Source organism: Mycobacterium colombiense (assembly GCF_001665835.1).
Taxonomy (GTDB): domain Bacteria; phylum Actinomycetota; class Actinomycetes; order Mycobacteriales; family Mycobacteriaceae; genus Mycobacterium; species Mycobacterium colombiense_A.
This window is the reverse complement of sequence record NZ_LZSX01000035.1, coordinates 38071-51414: the sequence shown is the minus strand read 5'-3', so window position 1 is coordinate 51414 and position 13344 is coordinate 38071. Positions and strand designations below refer to the sequence as shown.

13 protein-coding genes and 1 pseudogene are annotated in these 13344 nt (G+C 66.4%); 8 read left to right on the top strand and 6 right to left on the bottom strand.

Annotated features, from left to right (window positions below):
- Window positions 1-4: 4 nt before the first annotated feature.
- From A5760_RS08310 to A5760_RS08280, 7 genes and pseudogenes are all read left to right on the top strand, one after another.
- The gene (locus tag A5760_RS08310; protein ID WP_064879548.1) at window positions 5-802 is read left to right on the top strand and encodes a hypothetical protein; all 798 of its coding nucleotides are present in this window, start codon (window positions 5-7) and stop codon (window positions 800-802) included.
- Entirely contained in the window at window positions 771-1976 is a 1206-nt protein-coding gene (locus tag A5760_RS08305; protein ID WP_064879546.1) for a polyprenyl synthetase family protein, read from the top strand. Before A5760_RS08310 ends, A5760_RS08305 begins: the two co-directional genes overlap by 32 nt.
- On the top strand, window positions 1973-2431 hold the full coding sequence (locus A5760_RS08300; RefSeq protein ID WP_064879544.1) for a hypothetical protein: 459 nt from the start codon (window positions 1973-1975) through the stop codon (window positions 2429-2431). The genes A5760_RS08305 and A5760_RS08300 overlap by 4 nt, the downstream gene beginning before the upstream one ends.
- A complete protein-coding gene (locus A5760_RS08295; RefSeq protein ID WP_064879542.1) occupies window positions 2428-2697 on the top strand; it encodes a hypothetical protein in 270 nt (89 codons plus the stop codon). The genes A5760_RS08300 and A5760_RS08295 overlap by 4 nt, the downstream gene beginning before the upstream one ends.
- Window positions 2694-3716, top strand: a complete 1023-nt coding sequence (locus tag A5760_RS08290; protein WP_064879537.1) for a hypothetical protein — start codon at window positions 2694-2696, stop codon at window positions 3714-3716. The genes A5760_RS08295 and A5760_RS08290 overlap by 4 nt, the downstream gene beginning before the upstream one ends.
- Window positions 3709-4125: a hypothetical protein gene (locus A5760_RS08285; protein ID WP_064879535.1), complete on the top strand. Its 417-nt coding sequence runs from the start codon at window positions 3709-3711 to the stop codon at window positions 4123-4125. The genes A5760_RS08290 and A5760_RS08285 overlap by 8 nt, the downstream gene beginning before the upstream one ends.
- Window positions 4110-7216, top strand: a pseudogene (locus A5760_RS08280) (NAD(P)-binding protein). The gene A5760_RS08285 and the pseudogene A5760_RS08280 overlap by 16 nt, the downstream one beginning before the upstream one ends.
- Before the next feature lie 13 nt (window positions 7217-7229).
- Here the strand turns inward: A5760_RS08280 and A5760_RS08275 are convergent.
- The 4 genes from A5760_RS08275 to A5760_RS08260 all read right to left on the bottom strand — a co-directional run bounded on the left by A5760_RS08275 (window position 7230) and on the right by A5760_RS08260 (window position 9516).
- A complete protein-coding gene (locus tag A5760_RS08275) occupies window positions 7230-7685 on the bottom strand; it encodes a flavodoxin family protein (RefSeq protein ID WP_064879534.1) in 456 nt (151 codons plus the stop codon).
- Window positions 7682-8137 (bottom strand): hypothetical protein, encoded by a 456-nt coding sequence (locus A5760_RS08270; RefSeq protein WP_064879533.1) that lies wholly within the window; start codon window positions 8135-8137, stop codon window positions 7682-7684. Before A5760_RS08270 ends, A5760_RS08275 begins: the two co-directional genes overlap by 4 nt.
- Window positions 8134-8871: a 4-hydroxy-tetrahydrodipicolinate reductase gene (dapB, locus tag A5760_RS08265; protein WP_064879532.1), complete on the bottom strand. Its 738-nt coding sequence runs from the start codon at window positions 8869-8871 to the stop codon at window positions 8134-8136. The genes A5760_RS08270 and dapB overlap by 4 nt, the downstream gene beginning before the upstream one ends.
- A gap of 84 nt (window positions 8872-8955) precedes the next feature.
- Window positions 8956-9516: a hypothetical protein gene (locus A5760_RS08260; RefSeq protein WP_064879781.1), complete on the bottom strand. Its 561-nt coding sequence runs from the start codon at window positions 9514-9516 to the stop codon at window positions 8956-8958.
- A gap of 298 nt (window positions 9517-9814) precedes the next feature.
- On the opposite strand from A5760_RS08260, the gene A5760_RS08255 reads away from it, so the two are divergent.
- Window positions 9815-11185 carry an HNH endonuclease signature motif containing protein gene (locus A5760_RS08255; protein ID WP_064879531.1) on the top strand — a complete coding sequence of 457 codons (1371 nt, stop codon included), beginning with the start codon at window positions 9815-9817 and terminating at the stop codon, window positions 11183-11185.
- On the opposite strand, the gene A5760_RS08250 is transcribed toward A5760_RS08255, so the two are convergent.
- Window positions 11147-12229, bottom strand: a complete 1083-nt coding sequence (locus tag A5760_RS08250) for a dihydrodipicolinate reductase (protein ID WP_064879530.1) — start codon at window positions 12227-12229, stop codon at window positions 11147-11149. The genes A5760_RS08255 and A5760_RS08250 overlap by 39 nt on opposite strands.
- Window positions 12229-13233, bottom strand: a complete 1005-nt coding sequence (locus A5760_RS08245; protein ID WP_064879529.1) for a Rieske 2Fe-2S domain-containing protein — start codon at window positions 13231-13233, stop codon at window positions 12229-12231. The genes A5760_RS08250 and A5760_RS08245 overlap by 1 nt, the downstream gene beginning before the upstream one ends.
- Between the last annotated feature and the right edge of the window lie 111 nt (window positions 13234-13344).

The window sequence follows — 13344 nt, the reverse complement described above, 5'->3', positions numbered from 1 at the left end:
GGCCATGTACTTGAGTGCAGAGCGGTTGGCCCATGCCAACCAAGCAGTCAAAGAGGCGTTCGGGCAGTGCAGCGTTGCCTGGCAGGCCATCCCGCATTGGGACACCGGCGACCCCGGCCAGCTCAATGTCGCCAATGGCCTGCTGGGTGGGTCCGCGGGCTTTCTTCCCCTCGCCCCACCTCCGTCTCCGCCTCCGCCGCCAACCGTCGAGCTGACAGTCGCGGAGACGATTGCGCCGACCCCCGATGCGCTGCTCACCGCAGTGATGGCAGCGACCAAGACCCTCGCCAATGTCTTTGACACCGATGTCCTGAAGAAGTGCTATGGGGCCGCGAAAGCGCCCAATATCATCACCTTCCCGACAACCGGCGTCCAGGACCTACAGGACTCACTGATCGGCGCCCGCGTGCTCGTCGAGAACGCGGGGTATCGGGCGCCGTCCTGCCTGGTCACCAATACTGTGGGGTTCCAACAGCTCAACCAGTTGGTCAGTGGCTATTACAACATCGCTCAGCAGATACTGGACGCGGCGAACATCAACTCGCTGTACCGATTCGAGCCGCTCGACGGCACTAACCAAACGCAGGTCCGGATGGTCTTGATCGGCCGTCGCCGGCGGATCGCCCAAGGCGCGGCGCCGGAAGCATCGCCCGGCGAGGAGCCGGTGGACCTCGCATTCAGTGCCCTCCCCAGCCTGGAGGTCGACGGCGAAACCAAAACGGGCACAATCCAGTTCTCCCCCCGGGTCCGCTACGCGGCAAGGATTACCGATGCCACAGGCCTCGTCGCTCTCAAAGTGTGAATCACCTGACAGCGGTACGAACCCGATAGCCTGCAACCCGCTCGACGACTATCTCGCCCTGTGCAAAAAGGCCTGTGACGGCGAGATCGACCGGCTGTACGGCCCCGGAGAGCGCGGATCGAACGGCCTCTACGACCTGATCCTCGACTACCCGCTGCGCGGCGGGAAGGCGCTGCGACCGGCGCTGAGCATCGCCACCTGCCTCGGCCTCGGCGGCCACCTCGAGGCAATACTTCCGACCGCCGCGACCCTCGAGCTGTACCACAACGCATTTCTCATCCACGACGACATCGAGGACGAATCATGGTGGCGGCGAGGCAAACCCACGCTGCACATCGACCACGGCGTGCCGATCGCCGTCAATGTCGGCGACGCCATGCTGTCGCTTTCGCTACAACCGCTGCTGGACAACGTCGAACGGGTGGGGCTCGGGCCCGCCCTGCGCATCCTGCGAGCCGTCGCAAAGATGACCCGGATGACCGTCGACGGCCAGGGGCAGGAACTCGAGTGGGTCCGATCCAACACCTGGCGGCTCAACGACGCCGACTACCTCACCATGGTGGAGCTCAAGACCAGCTGGTACACGTTCATCACGCCGCTGCAGGCGGGCGCGATCGCGGCCGGCGCCGGACCCGAGCGAATGGCCCCCTTGGAGTCCCTCGGCCGCCACCTCGGAGCGGCCTTTCAGATCACCGACGACCTACTGAACTTGCGTGCGGATCCCGAGGAGTACGGCAAGGAGATCGGCGGCGACATCTGGGAGGGCAAGCGGACCCTGATGCTGTTGCACACCTTGCGATCCGCCGAGCCGAACGACCGGGAACGCGCCGTGGCGATCCTGGCCAAGCGCCGACCGGGACCCGACGGCGAGTTGGAGCTGGCCCAGTTGCTGGATCGCCTTACCGTCTGCGGTCAACTGTCTCAGTCGGGCCGGGCCCAAATTCAGGCTCGGCTGCAGGTGCACCAACCCTCGGAGTCTAAGAGCCTCAACGACATTCGATGGATCTACGATCTGATGCACCGGGCCGGTTCGCTCAAGCACGCTCGGAATGTCGCCGCCGAGCATGCCGAGAAGGCGGCCGCCGCGCTCGCCGGTCTCGACTGGTTCCCCCGCAGCCGCCATCGAGACATGCTGGCCGACCTGGTGGACTACGTGCACGGGCGGACCCGATGAACCCCGAATCCATGATCGGCATGCTGGCGGAGCTCGAACGGATCCGCGAGCTCACTCTCGACCTCATCGACCGGGAGACACCACAATTGCGCCCGACCCCACCGGAAGAAGCCGGCGGGACGCAGCGATCCGCGTTCGAGTTGCTTGTCGGCGCGCGCCGCGCGGTCCTGGGCAATCCCGCGGCTGCCCGCAGGCTGCACGACCTACTCGTCGCCGAAGGCCGCCGCTACGCGGCCACCCCACGCGGGGCGCGGCTGCGCGACGCACTAGCCGCCTCCGAAGCCGTCGAGAATCTCCGGCGCGTCTGGGAGATGGTGAGCCTCAACGTTCTTGACGGCCCCGCCGCACCCAACGCCGCCCCCGATGCCTGGGCGGATCTGCTGGCCGACGTCGTCATCGGGCATGACCTCGACGACTCCATCCTGGCTGGCCTGCGGCCCGAGGGGTTCGCATGACGCTCACCGATCCTCGCGAAGCTCTCGCCGACCAGAGCAGTTTCATCGGCTACCTGGTCGGCCTCGCCGGTGTGGCCCGGATGGTGCACACCCTGGCCGACGACGACCGCCGATCCGACACGCGCCGGGGCCCGGATGACTTCGTGCACGTCCTGCTCGGGCTGGCGAGCCTCGGTGCGGCGATCGAGCGGATCGCGAATTCGGCTACGCCACAGCAGAATACCGATAAAGCGGCAGTCATACCGACCACGCGGTGGCTACGATGAGCGCGCTGCTCGCACGCAACGATTTCCTCCGCGCGCCGGTGCAGGCCACCGCCCGCCCCACCGACTTCAAGGAGTGGCACCACTTCGTGGTCCACGGGCGCGGCTGGCGGCTCTTGATCAACTTCAGCCTCAACAATGAAGGGTTCCGCGCGAATGAAGTCCGGCTTGCGCCACGCGTCATCGTGATCGCTCACGACGAGAACTGGACCGGCGCCATCGAGCGGTTCGACGAACGCGACCTGAATGTCTCGGCCGATCTGGGTGAACTGACCATCGGCGGCAGTCGGATGACCGTCCTACCCGACGGCTACTGCGTGGCAATCAACCTGCCCGACAAGGACATTCAGGGTGAACTGCGCTTCACCTCGGCGAGCCGCCCGTTCGTGGTCCGTAACCAGCCGCTGGGGGACGGCCGGATCAGCTGGCTCTTCGTACCGCGGCTGCGCGCCGACGGATCGCTGTGTATCGGCGGTCGCGAGCATCGCGTGGAAGGCGAACTCGCCTATCATGACCACAACTGGGGCCGGTTCCGGTGGGGCGACGACTTCGGCTGGACATGGGGCACCATTTTGCCCACCGAGCCCGGCAACCCGTGGTCGATGGTGTTCTTGCAGACGACCGACCGGAGCCGGCTGCGCTGCCTGTCGCAAGCGCTGTACGTCTGGCATCACGACGAGCCCGCCGCGATATTCCGGCATGCGGCGGTGCGGACGCGCTCGGACGGCCGGCTCGCCCGCGCGGCCGATTGCACCTTGCCGCCCCAGATGCGGCTGCTGCTGGACGGCGAGGTGCCGGGCGTTCCGGCCCGGATGGACATCACCGCGACACGGGCGGGCGACAGGGTGCACGCCGAGTTCCGCTCGCTTTCTTATGCTCGCCTGGCGCAGCCGAGCGAGGTGTTCCTCGACCGATCGACTGTGCTCTGTGAAACGGGCGGTACCACCCGGGCGAGCGGAACGATCAACGGCCAGCCCTTCGACTTCACCGGCACCGGGGTATTCGAGTTCCTCTATGGCTGAAGGAATTTCGTCGCTATTGCGCCGCTCGCTCGAGCACCTGGAGGACGAGGTGCCCGACAGTTACCGATTGCTGGTCGCAGGGCTCGGCCCGATGGTGGTCGAACTCGACGTCGACGGCGAGATGTTTTCGCTGCACGGTGGCACTCGACTTCGGGTGTCGGACGGTGCGGCGCAGCTGGCGGGTGCCCGGATTGTCACCTCGCGAGGCACCATCCTCGACCTGCTCGATGCCAGGGTGGGGCTGGGCGAGGCCGTCGAGACCGGCAAGGTGCGCGTAGCAGGGCGGCTCGATGACGTCCAGCGTGCACACGACTCGATGCTGGCGTACGTCCACGCCGCGGTCCGGGCCCCCTCGCAGCCCACACTCCTGTCCGAACTGCGCGCGGGGGCACCATGTCCGAGCGCATAACGACGCCGGCGTCACGCCAACGACGTCCCACGGTGGCGGTACTCGGTGCCGGCATCGCCGGCCTCACCGCCGCTCACGAACTCGCCGAGCGCGGTTTCGTTGTCACGGTGTACGAGTCACGACAGGATGAGCGCGACGGGCTGGGATCCGAGCCGGCAGGGACCTACCCGCCGGTCAAGCTCGGCGGCCTAGCCGCCTCTCAATATTCGACGGTAGGCACGCGCGACGGGAGCCAAGCCGAGCTGCGTCCCTTCCCGGGCCGACGGGGCCGGCCGCGCGACCCGCAGCGAGCGGTCGCGGGCGAACACGGCTTTCGCTTCTTCCCGGCGTTCTACCTACATATCTGGGACCTGTTCCAGCGCATCCCGGTCTATGAGCCCACGCAGCCGGCCAGCGGCCCGGCCCGCTGGACACCGACTTCACGCACCGTCTACGACAACGTTCGGCGGGTCATCACCAAGGGCACCACGGTGCACGACCGGCCGTCCCTCGTCTTTCCGAGCGAACTCCCACGCAGCCCTGCCGAGTTTTTCGGAATCCTCAGCGAACTCGCGACATTGGGCTTCACCCCCAGCGACGTCGGGACCTACCTGGGCAGGCTGCTCCACTACATGTCCACCAGTCCGTTGCGTCGCGCGCGGGAACTGCAGAACGTGTCCGCCTACGATTTCTTGGTCGGATTCGACCGCACGACCGGGATCAACAAGTTCTCCTATTCGCCGAGTTGCGACAGGCTGTTGCGCCAACTGCCAAGGATCCTGGTCGCTCTCGATTCGGTCTGGGGCGACGCGCGCACCAACATGAGCACCTATCTGCAGCTATATCTGAATATGGACCGCCGCGACAACAAGGCCGACGGGGTGCTCAACGGTCCCACCACCGAGTCGTGGCTGGACCACTGGTACCGCCACCTCGTCACACTCGGCGTCGGCTTCGTCCACAACAAGGCGACTCGCCTCGACCCTCCGGCCTTCGACCCGGCAGAGCCACCCCATCTGCGGCCCCGCGCGCAGATCACGTTTGCCGACGGTACCCGGGTGGCGCCCGATTACACGGTCGTCGCCGTCGACGCCCCGGCAGCCGAATACATCACCACCGCGCTGCGCGCGGCGGGCACCGGCGGAACCGTGTCCAGGCTGGACGGTTTCACCACCATCCCTCCCCCACCTGACGGTCCACTGCAGCCTCAGACCACGCGGCCGCAGCACCGACGGAATCCCTACTCGATGGACGAGATGGGACGGGTGCCATGGGATCGATTCCAAACGCTATGCGGCATCCAGTACTACTTCGACACGGAATTTCAGTTGCTCCGCGGACACATCTTGCTCACCGGCACGGAGTGGGCGTTGTCGTCGATCAACCAGTCTGGATTGTGGGAGAAGCGACCGATTCTGGACCGCGACGGCTGCGTCTCGGTGCTCTCGGTCGACATCGGGGATTTCAACAGCCCCTCGTCTCACCTGGTCGACGCTTCCGGGCAGGGTAAGGCGGCCCGCGACTGCATACCCGACGAAATCGCCGCAGAGGTGTGGCGCCAGATCATTTCCGCGCTCACGAGCTGCCCGGGATCCGCCGGGGAAGAGGTCATGCCGTGGCCTGTGTGGTATGCGCTCGATCGCGGGCTGCTCATGGCCACCGGACCCGGTCAGGGCCGGGGCCGCGTGATACGCAACGAGTCACCGTACCTCGTTCCCATCGTGGGAGACTGGAACAACCGGCCTGGCAGCGACCCGTGGAATCCGCACGGGACGTCGTGGACGACTACCCCGGACGAGGACGGGTGGCTCGCAGATCTCACACAGCGCAATGTCTGGCAGGCCCGCCATGGTGGCTACCAGGTGCACAACAATTCGGTGGTCTTCGCGGGCACGTGGAACAAGACGTTCACCCGGGTGACGTCGATGGAGAGTGCGTGCGAGTCGGGACGACATGCCGTCAATGCCATTCTCGACCACTACATCTGGGTGGAATCGGGTGGTCTAGATCGCCGGGAGAAGACGCCGGCGCTCTACTGGGATTTCCCGTACGGCTTCCTCGATCAAGGTATGTCGAGCCCGATTCGGATGCCGACACCGGCCGGCGACTACTGCTACGTGTTCGACATCGAAAACCGCGAGCCGGCCGACACCCGCGCGCTCCGCATGCTCGACTCGGAACTCTGCGAGCGGTCGCTGCCGCATCCGTTGGACACACCGGCCGCGTTTTCGCTCGGCGCCCCTCCGTCCCCTATCCCGCACTAGCTGGAGGTCAACAAATGTCCATGCCTACAACGGATTACAACCAGCAGTTGCTCTGCTATCTCCAGAATTGGCGACAGCTTCTGGAGCAGTGGGCGGCCATGGCGGCCGGGTCACCATTCCTGACCGCGCCGCCCCTGCTGCCCACCGCGCCGGCGGGAGGGCAGTTCATGCCGCCGTTCATGCCGTTCATGCCGCCCATGCCGTTCATGCCGCCAATGCCGATGGCGCCGCCCAACACTGCGGGGTCGCCGGCGCCGCCCGCGCCGGCCGACTACACCCAGCAGCTGTTCGGCTATCTGCAGGCGTGGCGGCAGTACCTCGAGCAGGCGACGGGCGCAAGTCCGGCCTGGCCGCAGGCATCGACCGCGCGGCCACCGACCGCGGGTCCTGGCGACGGCGGCAACAGCGGTCCGAACCGCCCGCCGACCGGTCCGACTCCACCCGGATACCCCAGCTGGAGCACGGGCGTCCCCCAGAGCGACGACACCAGGAAATCGGACGCGATACCGCCGAAGCTGATCGACCGGTCGCCCGTCATACCCGGCCAGAGCCAAATCGCCGCCCCACAGGTCGACCTGCCAGCAACTCCGTTCGACCGTCCCGGTGAGCGAATTAGCAGTCCCGGCATGCCATTCCAGATGGCGGACCCGGCCGTCTTAGCGGCTCGGCCCATAATTTCGCGCCCCATGTCGGAAGCAACCGCCCACCCCGAAGTGGGTTCGGCCTTTCTCAGGACAATGTCTAACGTGGAGCCCACTGCACTGCCGCAGGTCGAGCCGAGATCGCTTTTCTCCGCTCCGGGCGCTTCGACCAGCTTCCGGGAGCACGGTGAAACGCCCTCGCTCTGAGCGGTTTTGGGCATCACTCCATCAGCTGCGCGGCGACCGTCGCCCCGAGGTTCCAGCAGGCCTCGACGTCGTCCTTGCTAGGCTTGCCTGAAACCACCACGGTCTCTGCGACTTTCGTCCAGCCCAGGCCCGTCGTGATCGTGTCGACGGCACGCTCGGCACCCTCGGTGCCCTCGTTGCCGTGCAGGTACAGCCCGAACGGTCGCCCGCGAGTGGAGTCGAGCAGCTGGTAGTACGCGCAGTCGAATGCGTGCTTGAGAGCCCCCGAGATATAGCCGAGGTTCGCCGGGGTGCCCAGCAGGTAGCCGTCGGCGGCCAGCATCTCGGCCGGCGAGACCGTCAGCGCCGGGCGCCGCAGCACCTCCACGCCCTCGATGTCGGGGTCGGTGGCGCCGGAGACCACCGCCTCGAACATCTCGTGGGTGTGCGGCGATGGCGTGTGGTGCACGATCAGCAGCGTCTTGCTCATGGGCGGCCCTGCAGGTTGACGGCCGCCTTCATGGCCTCGCGCGCGCGGCGGCGATCGCCCGCGTAGTCATAGGCGCGGGCCAGCCGGTACCAGCGCCGCCAATCGTCCGGGTGGTCCTGTACCTCGGCGCGCACCGTGGCGAACAGTTCGTCGGCCGCGTCGCGCTGGATGCGGCCCGACGGGCGGCGCGGCAGCGCGCTGGTGTCCAGTTCCATTCCGTCGGCCGCGATCAGCCGGGCCAGCTTCTGGTGCGCGAATCCGGCGCGCAGGGTGGCGATCATCGCCCACAGCCCGATCACGGGCAGGATCAGCACCGCAAGCCCGAGGCCGACGGCGGCGGCCCGGCCGGAGCCGATCATCGCAACGGCGACGCGCCCCAGCAGCATGAAGTACACCAACAGCGCGACGCACATGAAGGCGACGAGCAATTGAGTGCGCAGCGCTTTGGTCATTGCAGATTGAGCAGGGCCTCGAGACCCACCGTCAGGCCGGGGTGTTCCTTGATCCGCCGCACGGCCAGCAGCACGCCGGGCACGAACGAGGTCCGGTCGATGCTGTCGTGGCGGATGGTCAGCGTCTCCCCCTCGGTGCCGAACAGGATCTCCTGATGGGCGACCAGCCCGGCCAGCCGCACCGAGTGCACCGGGATGCCGTCGACGTCGGCGCCGCGCGCGCCCGGCAGGCTGGTGCTGGTGGCATCGGGGTTGGGCGGCAAGCCTTTTCGCGACTCGGCGATCAGCTTCGCGGTGCGCGTCGCGGTGCCCGACGGGGCGTCGGCCTTGTGCGGGTGATGCAGCTCGATCACCTCAGCCGAGTCGAAGAAGGGCGCGGCCTGCTTGGCGAAGTGCATCGACAACACCGCCCCGATGGCGAAGTTCGGCGCGATCAGCACCGACGTGCCTCCGCTGCCTGCGAGCCAATCCTGCACCTGTTGCAGCCGCTCGGCGGTGAAGCCCGTGGTCCCCACGACAGCGTGAATTCCGTTGTCGATGACGAACTTCAGGTTGTCCATCACCACGTCGGGATGGGTGAAGTCGATGACGACCTCGGTGTTGGCCTCGGTCAGCAGGCTCATCGGGTCGCCGGCGTCCACTTCGGCCGACAGGCTCAGATCCTCGGCGGCCTGCACCCCTGCCACCATCGCCGATCCGACCTTGCCCTTGGCTCCCAGCACTCCTACCCGCATGGCCTTCACCCTAGACCGAGTCAATTCTGCGCCGCGCGTGCGTCGAGTCACTCATGACAACTCGAACGTGGGTTCTCGCGCCGATCAGGTGTGGACGATTAAGCCCGCTTCGGTGTAGGGAGCGGGTTGCTTGGGATCGTTGATCGTGATGTACAGGTCGCCTCCCGTCGGCATAGCGAAGCCGACGAATCCATGTGCCGTCTGCCCGTCGTGAAGGCCGCCCGTTTGCAGCGGGGGCATCTTCTCGAGCCTCCGGTAGTCGACCGCAAGCGTTGCAGGCTCTGGCGCGTCGGCGGGATGGGTCCATGGCTGGTTGCCGCCGCCGTATCCGGCAAATATATAGCGGTGGTCGAACTGGAAGAACTGGTGGGACGTCGCGGTAATAGTCAGTTCCACCACGTTGCATGCGGAGCCAGGCGTCGGAGCCGCAAAATGAGAGGTGCACCCCGGCGGTAACCACGTTGCACTGTTGACTGTGATGTCGGCGGTCGCGCCGCTGGCCGCCCGCGCATGCACGGGCACACCCATCTGACCGATTGGGAACGGTGGACTCTCCGGCGTGGAGTCGGCCGAACCGGTGGGACATGAGCATGCGGCGATGACCACGGCGACCGCGGCTGCGGCAATTACAAATCCCGCGCGCACCACGGGAGGTTACCCGCAGCGCTGCCACGAAAAACGCGGGACTATCTGACGCCCGCGTCAAGCCAAGCCTGGCTTGGGTTGCGCTTTGAACAGCGTTGCGGCTGAACTCGAATCGCACTATCGCCGTCCGGCGAGACCACCCGCCACCATCGCCGATCCCACCTTGCCCTTGGCTCCCAGCACTCCTACCCGCACGGCCTTCACCCGAGACCGGATTGCGTTGTCCACAGTTCGCGCTTTATCCACAGCTGCGGCTCGGTCCGTCTCCCTCGTCGTGCCCTGCACATAGAATTCGAACGTGTATTCGATCGAGGTCCCGGCTGAGGTGTCCGCCGCGTTGGATGCCCAGGACGCCGCCGATGCGGCGTTACGCGGCCTCAACATCGATGCGCTGAGCCCCGCAATCCGGCTGCACGTGCTCGAACGGACCGAGGCCTCGCGCCGGCGACAGATTGCGCTGAGCCACGACGTCATTGCGAGCTTGGCGACGGAGGACCCCGCCGACATCGGCGGCCCTGTGCACAAAGTCGTCGCCGACTATCTGCGGATCAGCTATGCCGAGGCGTGCCGTCGGCTTCGCGACGCCAAGGACTTGTCTGCGCGCCTGACCCTCACCGGCGCGGAGCTGCCGCCCCAGTTGCCGGCCACGGCCGTGGCATGGCGCGACGGGATGCTGGACGGTCAGCACTTACGTGTCATTCAAACGTTCATCCGCGATCTCCCGTACGGCGTGCCCGCTGCCACGGTGGACGACGCCGAGCGATTCCTGGCCGGGCAGGCGCGGACGTTGCGTCCGGATCAGTTGCAAAAGCTCGCACACCAGTGCGCCCTGCGGATCAACCCGGACGGAAAGTTCTCCGACGCCGACCGTGCCCGCCAGCGCGGGTTCACCTGGTGCGGCCAACGACCCGACGGGATGAGCATTGGGAAGCTGATCGCCTCACCGGAGCTGCGCGCCAACCTCGACGCCTGGCTCTCCCGGTTCGCGGCCCCCGGGAAGTGCAATCCCGACGACCAAACACCCTGTGTTGCGGGCGAACCCGACGACGAGCTCGCGCGCGGCGATAGGCGCAGTCCCGCGCAGCGCCAGCACGACGCACTCAACGCCCTGGTGCGCGGCCAGCTGGGCGACCCGAAACTCGGCCGGCACAACGGGTTACCGGTCACGGTCATCGTGTCGACGACGCTGCAGGAGCTGACGTCGGGCACCGGGCGCGCGGTGACCGGCGGCGGAACGCTGCTGCCGATGCGCGATGTGATCCGGATGGCCCGCCACGCCTACCACTACCTCGCCGTGTTCGACGAGCACACCAGCCGCCCACTGTATCTCGGCCGATCGCGGCGGATCGCCACACCGGATCAACGCATCGTGTTGTACGCGCACGACCGCGGCTGCACCCACCCGGGCTGCGACGCGCCCGGCTACTGGTGCGAGGTGCACCATCTCGACGAGTGGGCGGCCGGCGGCACGACCGACGCGGACAATCTCACCTTCGCCTGCGTGCCACACCACAAGCTGGCCGAACGGGGCTGGCGGACAAGGAAAACAGCCCGCGGGCGTACCGAGTGGAGACCGCCGCCGCAGTTAGACCGCGGCGCGCGGACCAACGACTTTCACCATCCCGAACGCCTACTTCCTGAACCGCCCGGCGAATCCGCGCAGGGGTAGGTCGGCGCTGGTGATGAGTCCCGGCGGCGCCGCGACCACCGACTTGATCGACGCAAGAGCGGGCATGCCGGTGACGGTCATGCCGATGGAGGCGAAGTTGTCCGGGTTGGACAGATCCACGCCGGCCTTGGGGAAGATCATGTGCTTGTTGTAGATGCAGGGGTCGCCCTGGATCTGAGTGATGTAGCAGCCCTTGATGTTCCAGCTGGGGTCGGTGTGCGGGGTCATCTGCCATTCCAGGTGCGTCTCGACCCGCGGCACGCCGTCGACCATGCCCTGGTACTTGATGTAGTTACCGCCCAGCGAGCCCTTGGGCAGGGTGTACCAGCCCAGGTCGACATCCTTGGTGCACGCGCCCAGCTCGTAGCTGAACTTGACCTCGTCGAGGCGCAGGTCGAAGCAGTCGGCCATCATGTACACGCTGTCGGCGAAGACTCGGGTGTATTTCTCGAGCTTCGAGGGGATTTCGGGATCGTCGACCGGCTGGCCGTAACCCACCTCGATCCAGGTGTCCTTGGAGTGGTGGCACGACACGTCGACCGATTCGATGGTGGTGACGTTCTCGATGTCGGCGACGTCGGCCGAGCACACCACGCCCAGGATCTGGTTCAGCCCCGGGTTCATCCCGGTGCCGTAGAACGTTGCGCCGCCCTTCTCACACGCCTCGGCCAACAGCCGGCTGACCGGCTTGCCCGACGGGTGCGGGTGGTTCTTGTCGCGGTGCCAGCCGGTGATCCAGTCCGCGGTGGTGACGATGTTGATGCCCGCCTCGAGCACCTTGACGTAGAGGTCCTCGTCGGGGAACACCCCGTGAAACGTCAGCACGTCCGGCTTGGCGGCGATGATCTCCTCGATCGTCCCGGTGAACGCCACCCCGTTGGGCGCCAGCCCGGCGAACTCTCCGGTGTCCTTGCCGACCTTCTCGGGCGAATAACAGTGCACGCCAATGAGATCGATGTCGGGCTGGGTGGCGATCCGCTTGATCATCTCGGTGCCGACGTTTCCGCTTCCGACCTGAAAGACGCGAACCGGTGCTGCACTCATTACTTTGAGCCTTCCTGCGATGCGAACGCCTCGGGATAGAACTGCTTGGCCCACTTGCGAATTGCGGTGAAGCCTTCGTACTCGTCGGGGGCCAGGGCCGGCGGATCCGAATACCGCTGGTGCTGCCAGATCTCGATGTCCTGCTCGAACTGGCGGATGACTTCGCGCCCGAATTCGTCCGCCTTGGCGGCGGCGCGGTCGGGGTCCTTGTGGGGCGTGCGGCCGATGTAGACCATGAAGCGCACATCGGAGGTGAACTCGTCGATCGGCGTGATCGCCGAGATGGTGCGGTTGTCGATCATGCCCCAGCTCTTGGTCACCGCGATGCCCAGCCCGCCGTTGATGGCCTGCACGCCGCTGTTGACGTCCTCGATCTTCTGCCCGTCGTCACCTTCGAAGGTGATGGTGAAGTCGACATACGACACCGGCTCGGCGAAGTCGTGGCGGGTGAACACCGGCACGATCGGGGTGTTGTGCACGTACTTGAAATGCGCGAAGTCCACCCCGTTTTCCAGCACGTATTGCGGGTGCAGTTCCAGGGTCTCCCGGTACAGCCGCTGCTGCGGGTAGTAATCGTCCACACTGCTGCCGTCGTTGTATGCGCCGAACACGTCCGGCGCGTCGAAGTAGGGCTCGCGGCGGTCCAGGTCGTGCCAGATGTAGACCGACGCGTTGCGCTCGACCACCGGGTAGGTGCGAATGCGCCGGCCGCGGTTCGGCCGATCCTGGTATGGGATGCAGACGTTGCGGCCCTCCCGGCTCCACTGCCAGCCGTGGAACGGGCACTGCAGCGCCTCGCCGACGACCTTGCCGCCATACCCCAGGTGCGCGCCCAGGTGCTCGCAGTAGGCGTTCATCACCGTCAGCTCGCCGGATTCGGCGCGCCAGGCGACCATCTCCTGGTCGAAGTACTTCATTTTGTGCACGTCGCCAACGCCGATCTCGTCGGACCAGGCGACCTGGAACCAGCCGGTCGGTTTCATCGACAACGGTGGCTTAGCCATCGAACCCTCCCACGTGAACTGCCTTCCCTCGGGTCCGAATGATAGGCCGCTCCGCGGACGAAATCAAAGTACCCTCTATGAAACTCTTCGTTCGGATCGGCACCAGTGGAT

What these genes read in the sequence shown, in the direction of transcription:
- A5760_RS08310 (WP_064879548.1), top strand. Translation starts at nt 5, where the DNA reads ATGTACTTGAGTGCAGAGCGGTTGGCCCATGCCAACCAAGCAGTCAAA.
- A5760_RS08305 (WP_064879546.1), top strand. Translation starts at nt 771, where the DNA reads ATGCCACAGGCCTCGTCGCTCTCAAAGTGTGAATCACCTGACAGCGGT.
- A5760_RS08300 (WP_064879544.1), top strand. Translation starts at nt 1,973, where the DNA reads ATGAACCCCGAATCCATGATCGGCATGCTGGCGGAGCTCGAACGGATC.
- A5760_RS08295 (WP_064879542.1), top strand. Translation starts at nt 2,428, where the DNA reads ATGACGCTCACCGATCCTCGCGAAGCTCTCGCCGACCAGAGCAGTTTC.
- A5760_RS08290 (WP_064879537.1), top strand. Translation starts at nt 2,694, where the DNA reads ATGAGCGCGCTGCTCGCACGCAACGATTTCCTCCGCGCGCCGGTGCAG.
- A5760_RS08285 (WP_064879535.1), top strand. Translation starts at nt 3,709, where the DNA reads ATGGCTGAAGGAATTTCGTCGCTATTGCGCCGCTCGCTCGAGCACCTG.
- A5760_RS08275 (WP_064879534.1), bottom strand. Translation starts at nt 7,685, where the DNA reads ATGAGCAAGACGCTGCTGATCGTGCACCACACGCCATCGCCGCACACC.
- A5760_RS08270 (WP_064879533.1), bottom strand. Translation starts at nt 8,137, where the DNA reads ATGACCAAAGCGCTGCGCACTCAATTGCTCGTCGCCTTCATGTGCGTC.
- dapB (WP_064879532.1), bottom strand. Translation starts at nt 8,871, where the DNA reads ATGCGGGTAGGAGTGCTGGGAGCCAAGGGCAAGGTCGGATCGGCGATG.
- A5760_RS08250 (WP_064879530.1), bottom strand. Translation starts at nt 12,229, where the DNA reads ATGAGTGCAGCACCGGTTCGCGTCTTTCAGGTCGGAAGCGGAAACGTC.
- A5760_RS08245 (WP_064879529.1), bottom strand. Translation starts at nt 13,233, where the DNA reads ATGGCTAAGCCACCGTTGTCGATGAAACCGACCGGCTGGTTCCAGGTC.